General features: G+C 64.6%; 7 protein-coding genes. 3 read left to right on the top strand and 4 right to left on the bottom strand.

The annotated features are described in order from the left end of the window. Nucleotides 1–903 (top strand): ParB/RepB/Spo0J family partition protein, encoded by a 903-nt coding sequence (locus J8C01_RS14845; protein ID WP_014100748.1) that lies wholly within the window; start codon nt 1–3, stop codon nt 901–903. Between the two features lie 126 nt (nt 904–1029). On the opposite strand, the gene J8C01_RS14840 is transcribed toward J8C01_RS14845, so the two are convergent. Beyond that, a complete protein-coding gene (locus J8C01_RS14840) occupies nt 1030–4065 on the bottom strand; it encodes a TonB-dependent receptor (RefSeq protein WP_211432932.1) in 3036 nt (1011 codons plus the stop codon). A gap of 138 nt (nt 4066–4203) precedes the next feature. Beyond that, nucleotides 4204–5412, bottom strand: a complete 1209-nt coding sequence (locus J8C01_RS14835; protein WP_211432931.1) for a DUF5666 domain-containing protein — start codon at nt 5410–5412, stop codon at nt 4204–4206. A gap of 305 nt (nt 5413–5717) precedes the next feature. Here J8C01_RS14835 and J8C01_RS14830 point away from each other — a divergent pair, with 305 nt between their 5' ends. Continuing rightward, nucleotides 5718–6635 carry a ferredoxin reductase domain-containing protein gene (locus tag J8C01_RS14830; protein WP_014100751.1) on the top strand — a complete coding sequence of 306 codons (918 nt, stop codon included), beginning with the start codon at nt 5718–5720 and terminating at the stop codon, nt 6633–6635. Between the two features lie 113 nt (nt 6636–6748). On the opposite strand, the gene J8C01_RS14825 is transcribed toward J8C01_RS14830, so the two are convergent. Then, nucleotides 6749–8452 carry a CTP synthase gene (locus J8C01_RS14825; RefSeq protein WP_014100752.1) on the bottom strand — a complete coding sequence of 568 codons (1704 nt, stop codon included), beginning with the start codon at nt 8450–8452 and terminating at the stop codon, nt 6749–6751. Then, complete coding sequence (locus J8C01_RS14820) at nt 8449–14244, bottom strand: alpha-2-macroglobulin family protein (RefSeq protein WP_211432930.1); 5796 nt, start codon at nt 14242–14244, stop codon at nt 8449–8451. The genes J8C01_RS14825 and J8C01_RS14820 overlap by 4 nt, the downstream gene beginning before the upstream one ends. A 385-nt stretch (nt 14245–14629) precedes the next feature. Here J8C01_RS14820 and J8C01_RS14815 point away from each other — a divergent pair, with 385 nt between their 5' ends. Next, nucleotides 14630–16435: a M14 family metallopeptidase gene (locus tag J8C01_RS14815; RefSeq protein WP_211432929.1), complete on the top strand. Its 1806-nt coding sequence runs from the start codon at nt 14630–14632 to the stop codon at nt 16433–16435. Nucleotides 16436–16514 lie beyond the last annotated feature (79 nt).

Raw genomic sequence — 16514 nt, 5'->3', positions numbered from 1 at the left:
ATGTCCAAAAGCAAGCGATTTGCCACAAGTACGACCCTTTCGCCCGCCCGCCTGTCGGCCCTGGCCGACCACGTGGCGGCTGAACTGGGGGCGGAGCCGGCGGCCCGGGTGCTGGACGTGCCGCTCGACGCGCTGCGGGAAAATCCCTACCAGCCACGGCGTACCTTCGATGCCGACGCCCTGCGCGACCTGACGGCTTCAATACAGCAGCACGGGATTTTGCAGCCGCTCATCGGGCGGCGCGAAGCCGACGGGCGGGTGACGGTCATTGCCGGCCACCGGCGCTGGCAGGCTGCCAGAGCGGCCGGGCTGTCGGCGGTGCCCGTCGTGCTGCGGTCGGAAGTCTCGGATGCCGACCTGCAGGTGCTGGCGCTTATCGAGAACCTTCAGCGGGAAGACCTCCACGCCGTGGAAAAGGCACGCGCACTGGGGGCGGTGGCGCGGCGGTTTCCGACCCAGGCGCAGGCGGCGCAGGCGCTGGGGATGAAGCGGTCGGCGCTGGCGATGTGGCTGCGCGTGCTGGAGCTGGACGCCGCCGTGCTGGAAGTCTGCGCGACGATTCCCCAGTGTTCGCTGCGGATGCTGCTCGATCTGCTGGCATTGGCTCCGGCGCGGCGGCTGGCCGCCGCCAGGCGGCTGGCCCTGGGGCCGTCCGCCGGGCCGGCCCCGGAAGCCGGACGCGCCCCCGCCCGCGAGGGAGGACAACCGGCGGCCGCACCGACCCGGAAGGCGGAAGCGCCGGCCGGGGCGGCGGTCTTCCGGTTTGCCTACCGCCTGCCGGACAAGCCCGCCACGCTGCGGGTGACGGTGACGACGACGGCCCGCCGGGCGGTGACAACGGCGGCCGAGGTGCGGGCGGCCCTTCAGGCGGCGCTCGACCGGCTGGCCGCCGGGGAGGCGTGACCGGCGGGTGCTGTCAACGCGTTGACAACGCTGCAAATTGTTGCTGGCAAAGCCTTTGAGATGCATTAGCCGGGGTGCGGCGGGCGTCGCCCCCGGCCGGGCCGCGGATGTTCCGATAATGCCTGACTAGAAGTTAAACCGCAGGCTCAGGATGACGCGCCGGTTGCCGGCGTCCACCGGTTCGCCCCCACCGAACCGGCCGCCAAAGAAGCCGGCCGTGTTCGTGGACTGCCCGAAGAAAGGCGACGCCAGGTTGCCCACCGGCGGCCCCGGATTGACACGGTTGAGCAGGTTCTGCACCTGGACGCTGAAGGTCAGGCTGAAACGCCGGTCAGAGCCACTGCCGCCGCCGAAGCCCCCAAAACCACCGAAACCACCAAAACCGCCAAAGCCGCCGCCCCCACCGCCGCGCCGGCCGCCACCCCGACTGCCGCCGGCAGCGCTGGCATCCGGGCCGCCCTCACGCTTGGGGCCGAACCCGAAGGTTTTGGCCAGCCGCAGGTTGATGATGAAAAAGCCGGGCCCCTGGGCAAAGTTGCGCGGAATGAGGCGCTGCCCCGGCAACGGCTCGGTGTCAAAAGTGCCGAACCGGGTTGTGACCACGCTGGGACGGGTCAGGTCGGTGGCAAAGGCCGGCCGGTCGTTGAAGACCGTATCGCCGTTGAGATCGCGCCCGACGGTGATGTTGAACGGTGCACCGCTGCGGGCAATGACAAACGGCGACAGCGTGATGCCGAACGGCAGGTTGAAGTTGGAGAACATAAACAGGTTGTGCCGGATGTCGAGCGAGGAGCGCCCGAACTCGGCGCGCAGGTCGTAGGGGTCAGCCGGCTGGGTAAAGGCCCCGTCCGTGTCGCTTTCCACCTTCGAGAGCCGATAGAACGCGCCCAGCGAGAAGCGGCTGTTGAAACCCGTCCGGACGCCGATGACAAGCTGGTGCTGGATGAGCTTGCCTGTGGATTCCGTCTCAAACACATTGCCAATCGGCCCCAGCGGAAACACGCCGCTCCCTAGCTGGCGCGGGTTGAACGTCCCCGGCAGCGGCGCGTTGACGTTGCGCGTCCGCAGGGCGTGCAGCGTACGGTTGAAAATGTAGTTGACCGAGGCCACAACGCCCTTGGGCAACTGCCGCTCGATGCCGATGTTGGACTGGATGGAATAGGGCGCCTGAATGGCGTTGTTCAGCCGCCGGATGTTCTGGGCGCGCCGGAAGGGTGCCAGCAACTCCGCCGGCGGAATGGCCGGAAACAGGTCGAGCAGTGCCGGATCGGTAACGATGAACTGCTGCTGGGTCTGGCCGTCGAAGCGCCGGGCCTGCAGCGTCAGCGATTCGTCAATCCGGTTGTAGAACACTCCTGCCCCGAAGCGCAGCACGGTTCTGGTCTGTCCGCTGTTGCGCCCGTCGAGCCCCCAGGCCAGCCCGACGCGCGGCGCAAAGTTGAAGTTGCTCGCAATGTTGGTCTGGTTTTCGTACCGCAGCCCGTAGCTCAGCGTCAGGTTTGGGCGCACTTTCCAGTCGTCCTGGGCAAACAGTCCCACATCGTGCTGCCCCACCGTGGCGAGCGGGTTGCCAGCCGACAGCGTAAGCTGCGTGGCTCCGCCGCCAAGGGCGCGAATCTGCGCCGGCGGCAGGCCGAGCCGTTGGCCGAGCAGCGTCCGGCGGTAGCGTTCGAGGCTGGTGATCTGCACGACCGAACCGGGAACGGGCTGGTTGTTGGCATCGAGTTCCGGAGCGACACCGCCGGCAAAAATGTACGTCCCGCCGAAGTTGTTGGGCGAGATGTCCTCCGTGCGGATGTAGCGGTAGCGTCCGCCGAACTTGATCGTGTGATCGCCCACGGTCCAGGTGGTGAAGTTGTTGACCTCAAAGCGGTTGGTGCTGGAACGCGCGTTACCGGTCTGGGCGCCGCCGCCAATGAACGCCCCCTGAACGTTGATGGCCGGGGTGTCCAGCGCCGGGGTCGTGGCCAGGGTCGTCCGCACGAACTGAAAGCGCGTCTCGTTGACGGCGGAAGGTGACAGAATCGCCGTTTCGGTCAGTTGCAGCCGGTGGTCGCGCAGTTCGTTGGACAGCGCCTGCTCCGGCAGGCTGAAGGAAGACAACCCGCCGTTGCTGATGCGGCTGCTGTTGAAGCTGTAGCGGCCAACGAGCGTGTGCTTTTCACTCAACTGCACGTCAAAGCGCGGTGTGATCTCCCACTGCCGCCGGGGGACGACGACGGCGCGCGCAAAGCTCGTCGGGTTGAGGTTGGCGTCGAGGATGGTGGCATTGAGGTTGGCGTTGTCATCCGTTTCCCGGCGCTCGGCATCCAGGGCAAACGACGCCTTGCCTTTTTTGAGCGGGCCGCCGAGGTTGAGTCCATACTGCCGCTGCTGGAAGGACGCGCGGCGCGGGGTGAACGGATTGCGGGAGTTGAAGATGGCATCTCCGGCGTTGAAAAACGCCGAGCCACGGAAGCTGTCGCTGCCCGGCTTGGTCAGGATTTCAATCCGCCCGAAGCCAATCTGGTCGAACTCGGCGGCAAAGGGGTTGGCGTTGATGCGGATTTCCCGGATGGCGTTCTTCGAGGGAAGCCGTCCGCCGGAAAAGCCATCCACGAAAATCTGCCCGCCGTTGGGGCCGGCGGAAGGTCCGGCCAGGGCCTGCAGGGCGCTTTGCAGGTCATCGGGGTCATCGGGCAGGGCTTCGAGGTCCTTGCCGCGCAGCACGATGGCCCCGGCATTGTTGTCCGGGGCCGTCGAAACGGGCGCTTCGGAGTTGACCTGCACCTGTTCGGCCACCTCGATGGCCAGCTTGATGGTGACGTTTTCCCGCCGCCCCGGCGCAATCGTCACCGTGATGTCCTCGTAGGGCTTGAAGCCTTCCATTTCCACGTGCAGCGTGTAGGTGCCGGGCGGCAGGTTGGCAAGGGTGAAGCTCCCCAGTTCGTCGCTGGTGGCGGACAGGCGTTTGCCGGCGGCGTCGGTCAGCGTGACGTTGGCACCGCCGATGACGGCGCCGGTTTCGTCCGTCACCTGCCCCCGCAAGGCCCCCTTGCTCTGGCTGGGTCCGGAGGTTGTGCGGCGTTCCTGGGCCGGCGTGGGCGTGATGGTTGCCGCCATCCAGCCGGCGCCCAGCGCCAGAAAGCATCCCAAGGTTTGCCAGGTCGTCAGCGTTTTCATCTTGGTGTGTTTCTTTTCCTTCATTCTGCGTTCAGGTTGCTTTTGGGCAGGTTGCTTTTGGGTTCGTGCCGGGCTCTCGTCTGGTCAGGTCCGTCGTGGCGGCACTGTGTTCAGGGGGTGTGTTCCGGGAAAACCTTTTCAGGGCAGTCCGATGCCGAGTTCCAGTCCGCCAAAGCCACCACCCCCGACGCCAGCAGCGCCGCCAGCCTGCCGGGCAAACCGGGCAAAGAGGGTGTCGAGTCCCTTGACGACGGTAATTGCCGTCACGCGGTTGGGCGTAGCGCCTTCGGTGGTCAGGACCAGCAGTTTGGTCTCCGGCTTGAGTTCACTCAGTTGCAGTGGCGGCAGAAACTCGATGAGCGCCGCCGGGTCGAATCCACCGGCCATGAAACGCCTGCCTCCCGGGCCGCCCACGCCGCCGGGGCGTCCCGGTTCACCGCCGGGAGGACCGCCGGGGCGCGGCCCTTCACCAGTTGGCGGCGCGTCCGGCGGGCCTCCCGGGCGCTGGCCACCAGGAGGCCCGAAGAACCCGCCCTGTTCGGGCACCTGTTTGAGGCTGGAATCCGGCGTGATGCGCAGGGTCAGCGTCGCGCCGCTGTCATCCTTGGCGATAATTTCCTTGCTTTCGGCATTCACGCTCACAACCGTCACAGAGAGCGTTTTGAACGTCCCGAAAACAACCTGTTCGGCTTCATAGCTCGTGCCGTCCGCGTTGCGCTTGCCGAGCGCCCGCACCTGGTCGCCGACGCGGATGGCTTCAAGCCGACTCGGTTGCGCATCGCTGAACTTCACGGAGTCCGGCGCATAGCGGCGAAAGGTCGTTTTGTCGTTCGTCACAATGGTCAGCTCTTTGAGACCTTCGCGGGTACGCTGACTGACGGTGATGGTGCGTTTTGCAGGGTCAACGGCCGTGACCTTGCCGAATGTCCCCCGCTCGCGCCACGCCGCCCGCTCGATTTCCTGCTTTTTGGCGATGTCGCCCTTGCTCATGACAATCATGAGCGTGATTGGTGCCACACTGCCCGTTGGCGTCAGGCGCTTTTTGGCTGTGACGCGGTCGCCCAGCTCAATCTCCGCCAGGGTGATGGGAACGGCGTCCGCCATGGCGGTTTTGCCCAGCGGCAGCCGTTTGAACTGTGATTTGTCGTCGTAGGGAAAAACAACGACTTCGCCAGTGTCGCTTTTGACCGTGATGGTTGAGGTTTCAATGTCGAGGTCCGTCACCGTGCCAATGACGGTGACGCTGGCCGGGGCCGGCGCCGGGGTTTCCTGTCCCCAGATCGTGTGCTGGAGCAGCTCCGGACTGCCTGCCAGACAGCAGGAAATGATGAAGGCTCGGATATACATCGTTTGGTACACCTCGCAACAGCAAGGCTGGAATCGGTCGCGTCTGTGCGACTCGTACGCCGGTTGTGCCGCAGAGTTCCGCGCGGGTATGTGCCGGGGGCGACGTTTGACGATTCTTTACGTGGGTGAACCGTCCGTGCCGCGCCGGGCCGGCGGTGGTGGGCGTGATGCCAACTACCCGTGCCGGTCGCGCCAAAGCGTTCGGCCGGGCCGGTTTCTGACGTGAAAACAACTGCCCAAACCGGCAGCGGGCATGCTAGAGTCGCTTTCGTTTGAAATCGTACACTTCTCTGGATTGAGGCCCGATGACCACAGCAACACACAGTTCCGTGACCGAAACGGCCGTCAAACGCGCCATTCCCATGAATGTCTTTCGGCAGAGCGCGCCGCTGCGCGCCGTCTGCCTGGAAAACCGCGAACTGGTCGGCCCCGGCGGGATTGGGACGGTTCGCCACCTCGTGTTTGACACCTCAGCCGGTCCCTACCCGTTTCTCGAAGGCCAGAGCGCCGGTATCCTCCCACCGGGCCGCGACGCCAACGGCAAGCCCCATAAACTGCGGCTCTATTCCATTGCCTCAACGCGCCACGGCGACACCGGCGACGGCAAAACGCTTTCCCTGTGCGTGCGGCGGCTGGAGTATCCGCACCCGGAGACGGGCGAAACCGTCTATGGCGTGTGTTCCACGTATCTGTGCGGCCTCAAGGTCGGTGAAGAAGTCAGCATGACGGGCCCGACCGGCAAGGCCATGCTGCTGCCGGACGATCCGACAGCAACCATCATCATGCTGGCGACGGGCACCGGCATTGCCCCGTTTCGGGCGCACCTGTGGCGGATGTTCCGGGAAAACAACCCGGACTACGAGTTTCGCGGTTCGGCCTGGCTGATTTTCGGCATTCCCACCACGCCCAACATTCTCTACCGGGAAGAACTGGAAGACTTTCAGCGGCACGCCAACTTCCGCCTCACCTACGCCATCAGCCGCGAGCAGAAAAATGCCAAGGGCGGGCGGATGTACATCCAGGACCGCGTTGCCGAACACGTGGGCGAGTTGTGGGAGCTGCTCCAGCGCGACAACACGCACGTGTTCATCTGTGGCCTGCGCGGCATGGAAGACGGCATTGATGCGGCGTTCGAGGCGTATACGGCGGGGCTGGGCATCCGGTGGGCGGAGTACCGCGAACACCTCGAAAAGAGCCACCGCTGGCACGTTGAAACCTATTGATGCAACGGTGGTGCCAAGGGTGGGGGCGGGTCCCTGACCTGCCCAATCAGAGGAAGCAGGTTCATACCGGTCCAACCGAGGGGACAGGTCAAGGGACCTGACCCTGCGCTGTTTCACCCGCCGCTGGCGGCCTGCCCGGCGATGCCGGCGCGTTCGCTGCTGGCTGTGAGCAGCGCAACCGGGTGCCTGCCGGTCGTCGTCTGCTGCCGGACTTCATGTTCGACCCGGTAGCGCCGTGCGGCCGCAACAAACGAGACAAACAGCGGATGCGGCATGTGGGGGCGCGATTTGTATTCCGGGTGAAACTGGCAGCCAATGAACCACGGATGATCGTTGCGTTCGACCATTTCCACGAAACGCCCGTCAGGCGACCGTCCGACAACGCGCAGACCCAACCGCGCCAGATGCGGCTCGTACTCGGTGTTGAACTCATACCGGTGACGGTGGCGCTCTGAAATCTCGGTCGTCTGGTAGATGGCCGCCACCTGGCTGCCCGGTTCCAGATGGCACGGGTATGCGCCCAGGCGCATCGTCCCGCCCATGTCCTCGACGCCGATGAGGTCGCGCAGCAGGAAAAAGACGGGGTGGCGCGTGTCCGGGTCAAACTCGGTGCTGTCGGCGTCGGCAAGTTCAGCCGTGGTGCGCGCCAGCTCGATGCAGGCGCACTGCATCCCTAAGCAGATGCCAAAGAACGGCAGCCTGTGCCGCCGGGCATAGCCGATGGCGCGCAGCATGCCGTCAATGCCCCGCTTGCCGAAGCCGCCGGGAACGAGAATCGCATCCACGTCGTGCAGGCGGCTTTCCCAGCGTTCGTCCACAGTAAGGTCTTCGGCCTCGATCCAGCGGATGTCCACTCGCAGGCGATTGGCAATGCCGCCGTGCAGCAGCGCCTCGGTAAGGCTTTTGTAGGATTCGCGCGAGCCGACATACTTGCCAACGATGCCGACAGTCACGGCGTCGTCCGGGTGGCGGATGATGTCCACCATGCGCCGCCAGGCGCGCAGGTCGGCTTCGCCGGCGGTCAGTCCCAACCGTTGCAGAATAAGCTCATCAAGGCGCTGTTCGGCAAACTTGAGCGGCACTTCATAGACTGTCGAGACATCCTCGGCCGTAATGACGGCTTCTTCGGCGACGTTGCAAAACAGCGCGATTTTTTCCTTGATGCCACGCGGAATTTCGCGGTCGGTGCGGCAGATGAGCACATCGGGCTGAATCCCGATGCTCAGCAGGTCCTTGACCGAGTGTTGCGTGGGCTTGCTTTTGAGTTCCCCGGCCGCCTGGATGAAGGGCACGAGCGTCACGTGAATGAACATCACATTCGAGCGCCCGACTTCGTAGCGCATCTGCCGGATGGCTTCCAGAAAGGGCAGCGATTCGATGTCGCCGACCGTGCCGCCGATTTCGACGATGACGACATCCACGCCGTGGGCTACTGACCGGATGGCATCCTTGATTTCCGTGGTGATGTGGGGAATGACCTGCACGGTCTGCCCCAGATAGTCTCCGCGCCGTTCCTTCTCGATGACCGAAAGGTAAATCCGGCCGGTCGTGAAGTTGTTGGCGCGGGTCATGGTGGCACGGGTGAAGCGTTCGTAGTGACCCAAATCCATGTCGGTTTCGGCGCCGTCATCCGTCACGAACACCTCGCCGTGCTGAAACGGCGACATCGTGCCCGGGTCCACGTTGATATAGGGGTCAAACTTCTGCTGCGTCACCCGCAGCCCACGGGCTTCCAGCAGACAGCCGATGGAGGCGGCCGCAATGCCCTTGCCCAGCGACGAGACCACACCGCCCGTCACAAAAATGAACTTCGTCATGGATGCCTCACCGTGCGGCGGGCCGTTGCCGGCGGGGTGTCTCCGACAACAACCTGCACTTCAGCGCCATTGGCGCGAATTTCCGGGACGTACATGGCGTGGCCGAGCGTCGGCAGGGCAGCGAACTGCCCCGGCGTCTCAGCCCGCAGCTCATATTCCATCTGCCAGACCCCCTGTGGCAACTGTTCCACGAACAGCGCCACGTGGCGGTCACGCAGTTCCTGATAGACCACTTGCGTGCGGCCTGTCGGCTCCAATGTCTGGGGGCGGACTTCGCGGATGGTGAGACCCGCGCCGGAGCGTACCTGAACCGCCTCAAAGCCGGCCGGTTTGAGGTCCTCGAAGACCAGGTAGGCGTAGTCGTTTTTGGCTTCAACCGTGACGGTACAAAGCAGCCGGTCGCCAGTGGTCACGGGCGCGCCGTCCGCCAGCGGCACGCGCTCATAGACGACGCCCCGCAGCAGCGTCGGCCGCGGGACAAGCCGCCAGTATTGACGTTTGACATAAATCTCATTGCCAGCCGGCGGAATGGGCGCTTCGCGGCTGAAAAACCGGGCGCTGGCGGCAACATACAGCACCCTGCCCTGCGGCTTGAGAATGCGGATGTCGTTGGTGCCATCCCGCAACACGGCAGCCGGGACGACTACCGTTCCCGGCGTCATCAGACCAGCGCCGGGTTCCAGCCGCTGCCGGGCCACGGAGGTTCCGTTGACTACAATCTCGTAGGCCACCGGTTCGGCCGTTTCGCCGGTGGCCCGCAGGTAGTCGTTCAGCGCCAGCAGGGTAATGGCGGTGTCGCGGGTGTTGCTCCACTGCGCGCCGCGCCGGTTTTTGACCAGCCAGTTCATCGCCGGCGTGACGAGTTCGTGGCCGGGTTCAATTGCCACCAGCGCCCGGAGCACAAACGCCGTCGTCTCCACGGGGCTGTCCGTCCAGCGATACCAGAAGCCGCCGGCGCCCCAGCGTGCCGTGGTGAGGTCACTGTTCGGTGCGCTGTCGCGGGTGACGCCATTGACCAGATTGCGCGCCAGAACCTGCGCCCGTTCGCGCATCCCGTAGTGCTGGGCCGCCACAGCAAAGAGCGCGCGCCCGTAGGCCGTCAGGCGGTCGCGGTGTTGCCAGAGGTTGTCAAGTGCCGTCTGTTCCGTGGAAGCAATAGCCGTGTGGCCTTTGGCGCGCCGGCCTTCGGCCAGCGCATGCAGCAGCCAGGCCTGCCGGTCGGGGGCGGTTTCCTCGGCGATGAGCTGTTGTTTAAGGTACGTCATGCCGCGCGTCAGTACGTCGTCCCGGACTTCCAGCCGGGCCTGCCGGGCCAGCGCCAGCCCCCACACGACGTAGGCCGTCATGAAGCGGTCGGTAGGCGTCTCTTTCCACCAGCCCCAGCCGCCGTCCGGGTGCTGCGCCTCGTAAAGCCGGTCCAGTCCCTGGCGGATGATGCGGTCGAGTTCGGCCAGATCACGTTTGCTGCGTGGGTGCGTCCTGTCGGCCGTGGCGGCTTCGATGCCGCCGAACATGCGCCCGGCAATGGCTTCCGGTGCGATGCCCTGCTCACGCAGGGTTTTGGCAATGATGGCCGCCGGAAGGAACCGGCTCATCGTCTGTTCGGTGCAGCCGTAGGGATAATCGAGCAGGTAGGGCAGGGCATCGAGCATGGTCACGGCCAGACTCGGCGCCACCTGGATGACAACCTGGGTGTTCTCCCGTTCGCGGGGCAGGTCGAGCCGCAGGTGTCCTTCGTTCTGACGCACCTGCGTGGCCTGCGCCACGAATTTTTCGATGCCGCGCACGTAAGCCTGTACCGTGCGCGTCATGGCATCGCGGTGTTCCCCGGCAACGGCCGTTACGGTCAGCTTCACGTCACCCGGCTGCTGAATGATGGCTTCCCACGTGGCCTGGCCATCCGCATTGGGGGCAACCGTCACCTGGCGGGTTTGATGCGCTGCGTCAAGAGCAAGACCTTCGGCCGCCAGCGTCACCGTCGCTGTCAGCGGCCGGTCGGTTCGGTTGTTGACGACGGCCGAAAACGTCGTCCGGTCGCCCGTCACCAGAAAACGCGGCGTTTGCAGGCGGACGATGAGCGGCTGATTGGTGACAGTACGCATCTCCGTCTGCCCGACTTCGCTGGCGGCCGAAACGGCGCGCGCCACAACTTTCCAGGTTGTCAGCGAGTCGGGAAACGTCGCCGTTACAGTGGCCTGCCCGTCGGACCCGGTCACGATGTCGGGTTGCCAGAAGGCCGTGGCGCGGAAGTCGCTGCGCACAATGATCTGCCCGCCAGCGTCGTCTGCGCTGCCACTTGCCACGCCGGCAGAGAGTTCGTCGCGCCCGGCTTTGGCTGCATTTTCCCGGCTGCGGGCAAAAGGGGCTGGCACTGCCGGGCGAGCCGTGCCTGCAACGGCTTCCGGTGCGGCTTCGGACGCGCCCTCGAAGTCTTTGGCTCCTTCGGCGCGCGGAGCTTCCGGGCGCGCGTCCGTCGGCGGTTCCGGTTTCAGGCGCACATAGGGGCGGTACTGAAGGGAAGTCGTCGTCGCCACATAGGGTTGGCGGCGGTTGCCGTGGAAAAAGCGCCGGGGATCGGGGGCGTAGTCGGTCTGAATCGCGCTGACAGCGTCATCCGTAACGGCCAGGGCAACTTCGGCCGGCAGGGGGCGTCCGGCGGCATCACGGGTAAGCAGCGTGAAGGTGACGGGTTCGCGTGGCCTGACTTCGGTGCGGTCAGCTTTCACCTGCACATCCAGCACCTGGGAAGTGGGCGGCACGGTGAATTCCCGGCGGACGTGTGACCAGCGCAAGTCCAGCAGCGAGTCGGCTTCAAGGTGAAAGTTGGGGGTGTCGCGGTCGGTAATCTCCAGTTCAACGAGTTTGGCCGTTCCCGTCAGACGAATGACGCGCGTTTCCTCCAGACCATCGCGGATGATGGAAAGCCACACGGTACGCCCGCTCGTCGGCGCCACAAGCATCACCGGGACGGTCCGCCCGACGGCCAGGGTGTCGCGGTCGGCGATGATCTCCAGGTCGGAGGCAAAGTAGCCGGTGTCGCTGGTTGCCGTGGTCGAAACCCAGACCGTCGCCTCGGCAGTGATGGGGTTGCGGTTGGGTTCGGGCGTCACCCAGGCAATGCGGTAGAAGCCTTCCCTGGGCGCGGTGAAGGTGAGTTTCCCTTCGCCCTGCGCCGGGTCTGTCTGTACGGTGCGTTTGAGCACTTCCTCGCGTTCGTAGCCGCGCTGCCGGAGTCGGTATGGCCCAGCCTCCGGGTGTGCCCTGGCTTCGGCTGCCGTGACCGTGCGCCCACGGGCGTCAAGGAAAATTTCCCGCCACGTCTCGCGGGTGACGGTGACAGTGCCTTCAGCAGCAACGGGTTGGCCGTTGATGTCACGGGCCAGAAAGGTAACGGCAATGGTTTCGCCGGGGCGGTGCAGGCGGTGCTCCGGGCGTACACCCACGGCGAACCGTTGCCGGCCCACACGCACATTTGTCTGCCCGACGACTTCCCGCCGTGACGCATCCGTGACGCGCACTTCGATGTGGTAGGCCAGATCGGTTGCGGCAAAGCGTGGCGTCGGCAGGCTGATGCGGGCGCGTCCGTTGCCGTCGAGAATGAGGTTTTCACGCCGGATGATGCGGCCGCCGCGGCCGTCGGTGTTATTCTGGAAACCGGCTGCGTCATCGTCGAACCACAGACTTTCGGTTCGGTAAAACAACGGACGGTAGAGGGGTTGTTCGCGCACGATGACTTCGGCCCGTCCGCCGGCCACGGCGCCGCCGAAGTAATACTCGGCCGTGATGGTGAGTTCGACGCGGTCGCCAGCGCGAAATGCTTTGCGGCGGCCGTTTTCTTCCGGGGTCGCAATCGCCACACGGAATCCGGGCAGGCGGTATTCTTCGAGGCGAAACAGCCTGGCTTCGCCGTAGATGGCGTCAAATTCCTGTCCGTCACGGGGCTTGCCGAAGCGGATGGTGTACTCGCCGAGCGGCCACGTGGTATCGGGTGTGAAACTGCCCCATGCGCCACCGAAGCGGCTCAGCGTCACCTGCCCGAACGCCACGCGCTCACGCCGTGGGTTGAGCAGTTCGTATCCCAGCGGGCTGCCGGCCGGGGTGCGGTAGGTTTTCCCTTCAAGCTGGCGGGCGATGATTTTCCACCGGGCTGTGTCGCCGGGACGGTAAGCGGCCCGGTCGGTGAAGGCATAGATTTTCCAATCCGCAGGCGAGGATGAAACTGCGCCGCCGCTATGCAGACAAAGCGCCTGCCGTGCGCCGGAAGCGGCCAGCACCAGCGTGGCATAGCCCTGATGTCCGGCTTTCCCGAAGGTGGCGAGACCGTCCTGATTCGTCGTGCCGGTTTGCTCCACCCAGACGGGCGTATGGCGTTGCCGGTCGTAAGCGTTGAACCACACCCGCAGGCGCATGCCGGGGAGGGGCGTGCCGTCGAGTGCCGAAGCAGCGAAGACGACCAGCCGCCGGCCGTCGGACTTGACCAGCAGGGCAGCGTCGGTAACAAGCACCAGTCCCCGCGCCGTCTGTTTTCCGGCGCGGGCTTCGAGCAGATACGCGCCGACGGGCAGCGTTTCATCGAGGGTGACGAGCGCCTGCCCGGGGCGATGGTCGCCTTGGTCATCTCCATCGCGGAACAGCGTTTTGACGGGCTTGCGCCCGGAGAGGTCAACGGCCTTCAGTCCCTGTTCATCGGTGCTGGTCGGTTGTATGTCCTGCGGCAGATCAATGGCATACAGGGCCAGCTCGATGCGCTTCACATTGCGCCACGACAGACCGAACCGGATTTCGGAATCAGGGAGAAAGACGTTGCCGACGCCAAGCGTCAGGGAAGGGGTCGTGATGTCAGCGATGCGCCGTTGGGCTTCCTCCAGATAGCGCGAGGTTCCCGGACGGTAGGCGGCAACGAGCTGCCGGTACTGCGCCAGTGCAGCAGCATAATCAGGGCGCATCTGAAAGGTGCCGTCCGGCTGCTGCACAGGGCGGCCCGTGGATTCAAGCCACTGCCCGTAGTGGAACAGGGCGTCGTCGTACCAGGCTGTTTTCTGACCAAGGGCGACGGCGGCGGCGAATTCTTCCTCAACGCGCGCGTTTGATTCGTAATCGCCGCCCTGTTGCCGGAGTCTCATGGCTGTCAGGTAGTGCAGATGGGCGCGTTCTTCGTCATTGCGGGCCAGACTCATGGCTTCGTTCAGCGTGGCGATGGGAATTGGCTGGACGGGCTGGCCGAAGGGCCGTGTTTCGCGATCCACGGCGTAGGCGGCCCTGAAAAGGATGTGCAGGTAGCGGTCGCGCGCGGTCGCCAGGTCTGGCGAGTGCGCCCACCAGTCGAGCGCCGCTGCATAGTGTGGCCACGCCTGATACCAGTTCTGGCTGGCGGGACGTGTCCACCAGAAGTCACCAAGAGAAACCTGTGCTTCGGCCCACACCCGATCGCGCTCCGCGGGCCGCGATGCGGCTTTGACAATGGCTTCCAGTCCTGTTCGCGCGGCCTCGAAGGCCTGGGCATCTGCCTGGCGGGTGGCGGCGCGGGCGCGCCAGTCGGTATCGGCCAGGCGGAAGCGGACCCACCGGGCGTCGTCCGGGGCAAGCCGGGCCAGGTCGAGCTGGGCATAACGCTGCTGCGCCAGAGCGTAGGAGCCTTCGGCATAAAGGCGTTCGGCTTCGGTTTTGACAGACTGGAAATCCATGGTTTGGGCGTGGGCCGGCTGAAAGACAAGCATCAGGAACAGCCCCCAGAGGACAGCGCAGCGCCGTCCTCCGGTGAGGCGTTTATCCAAACGATGACAGCAAAGCATGGCACAGACCTTTCTGTGTTGAGAGATGAAATCAGGCATTGCCCGTTGACGTTTGAACGAAGGCCGGGTTCCCGGCAGGAAAGGCTAGCCCGACGAAAACAACCTCAATGGTCTTTTCTGCGGGCCGTATCGGCCGGTGTCCGTGGGCAGGTAAGACCAAACGAAAAGGCTTCCTGACCTTCTGCCTTTGTGAGAAACATCAGGAACAAACCGAAAACCGGTGGATGTTGCGATGTCTTTCGACGTACACCCTGCCGTCGGTCAGGGCCGCCCGGCGTGGCGAAAAAGATTTCAGTGGTGTGGCTGGGCTTTCGTTCTGTATGTTGCGTTGACCTTGACCACATGGGGGCAAATGCCGGCCCCTGACCCTGAAACCGCACCGCCTATGCCTGTCAAACTCGAACCCATGCCGCCCCGCTCCGGCTATGAAGCCCCGGCCGCAGCCGCGGCCCGTTCGCTCGTGGAAAGTACGGCGGCCGCGCCCAAAGCCTTTCTGACGCACTGCGAAAAAACCGGCTATGCCGAAACCGGCCATTACGCCGAAACCGTGCGTCTGTGGCAGAAGATGGCAGCCGCCTCGCCGCTGGCCAAACTGCTGACCATTGGAAAAACGGCCGAAGGACGGCCGCTGTACGTCCTCGTGGCCTCGAAGGACAAAGCCTTCACACCGGCTGCCGCCCAGGCGACGGGCAAACCGCTGGTCTTTATCCAGAACGGCATCCATCCCGGCGAAATTTCAGGCAAGGATGCGACCTCAATGCTGCTGCGCGACATCCTCATCACCAAACGCCATGCAGCGCTGCTCGATTCGGTCATCATCCTCGCCATGCCGGTCTTCAATGCCGATGGGCACGAGCGGTTCAGTCCGTGGCACCGCATCAACCAGAATGGGCCGCGGGAAATGGGCTTTCGCGCCACGGCCACCCGCCTGAACCTCAACCGCGATTACCTCAAAGCTGATGCACCGGAAATGCGCGCCTGGCTGCGGTTTTTCACCACCTGGAAGCCGGATTTCTTTGTGGACAACCACGTGACGGACGGCATGGATCATCAGTACGACGTGACGCTCGACATGCCCACCGAGCAGAACATCTGGCCCTCCGTTGGAGCGTGGTCAAAGGACAGCTTCCTGCCCCGGCTCTATGAAAGGTTGGAGTCCGATGGCCACATTGTCGGCCCCTATGCCGAGCCGCGCGATCCATCCGACTGGTCGAAGGGATTTGATGTCGGCGTCATCGAGCCACGGTATTCGACGACCTATGTTGCGCTGTGGCACCGTCCGGCCCTGCTCGTCGAAACCCACAGCCTCAAGTCGCACCGGACACAGATGTGGGCGCACTACGACATCATGGTGCACACACTGGAACTGGTGGGCGCAGAAGGGCCGCGACTGCGTGCACTCATCTCCACCGCTGAACGGGAAATGGCGCAGCTCGGCGCACGCTATGACCCAAAATCCCCGCTGTTCCTTGCCGGGACGTGGAGCAGCGCTGGCGAAGCATTTACCTACAAAGGCGTCGCTTGGCATGAGGAAACCAGCGTCGTGACGGGCCAGCCTGTGCGCGTCTATGAAAGCCAGCCGGTGGACATCCCCACCCGGCTGTTCAGAAAGCTGAAAACCACGGCAGCCGTTCCCGTGCCGCTGGGCTATCTCATCCCGGCGGCCTGGACGGGCATCCTCGATGTGCTGGCGGCCCACGGCGTTGAAATGCACCGTCTGAAGCAGCCCACGACCGTAACCGGCGAGACCTACCGGTTGACCGAGCCAAAGTGGGCCGCGCGGCCTTTTGAAGGTCGTGTGATGCTGACCGGTGTTACGGCCAAGCGGGTGCGGGCGACACAGACGTTTCCAGCGGGGACGGTTTATGTACCCATGACGCAGCCGGCGGCGCGCGTTATTTTCAACTGGCTCGAACCTGAAGGCCCTGACTCCGCCGTACGTTGGGGGTGGTTCAACACCATCTTTGAGCAGAAGGAATACGCGGCGGATTACGTTTTCGAGCCGATTGCCCGCGAGCTGCTGGCCAGAAACCCGAAACTCAAGGCTGAGTTCGAGCGACGGCTGGCCACAGACGCCGATTTTGCCGCCAGTCCCCGGGCGCGGTTGCAGTTTCTCTACGAGCAGACACCGTACTACGAAGCCGACAAGGACCGCTATCCGGTGGTGCGCGTCATCGAACCGTTGCCGTAGTTGCCGGTTGGGTTCGGGTGGGACGGGCTGGTAGTGCCCGACCCACCGGGGACGAAGCAAAGAAACGAGATCGGGCAAA

The sequence above is a fragment of the Chloracidobacterium sp. D genome, from assembly GCF_018304685.1.
Classification (GTDB): Bacteria; Acidobacteriota; Blastocatellia; order Chloracidobacteriales; family Chloracidobacteriaceae; genus Chloracidobacterium; species Chloracidobacterium thermophilum.
The sequence above is the reverse complement of the archived record's forward strand: the minus strand, read 5'-3'. Positions and strand labels throughout refer to the sequence as shown.

What these genes read in the sequence shown, in the direction of transcription:
- J8C01_RS14815 (WP_211432929.1), top strand. Translation starts at nt 14,630, where the DNA reads ATGCCTGTCAAACTCGAACCCATGCCGCCCCGCTCCGGCTATGAAGCC.
- J8C01_RS14820 (WP_211432930.1), bottom strand. Translation starts at nt 14,244, where the DNA reads ATGCTTTGCTGTCATCGTTTGGATAAACGCCTCACCGGAGGACGGCGC.
- J8C01_RS14845 (WP_014100748.1), top strand. Translation starts at nt 1, where the DNA reads ATGTCCAAAAGCAAGCGATTTGCCACAAGTACGACCCTTTCGCCCGCC.
- J8C01_RS14830 (WP_014100751.1), top strand. Translation starts at nt 5,718, where the DNA reads ATGACCACAGCAACACACAGTTCCGTGACCGAAACGGCCGTCAAACGC.
- J8C01_RS14835 (WP_211432931.1), bottom strand. Translation starts at nt 5,412, where the DNA reads ATGTATATCCGAGCCTTCATCATTTCCTGCTGTCTGGCAGGCAGTCCG.
- J8C01_RS14825 (WP_014100752.1), bottom strand. Translation starts at nt 8,452, where the DNA reads ATGACGAAGTTCATTTTTGTGACGGGCGGTGTGGTCTCGTCGCTGGGC.
- J8C01_RS14840 (WP_211432932.1), bottom strand. Translation starts at nt 4,065, where the DNA reads ATGAAAACGCTGACGACCTGGCAAACCTTGGGATGCTTTCTGGCGCTG.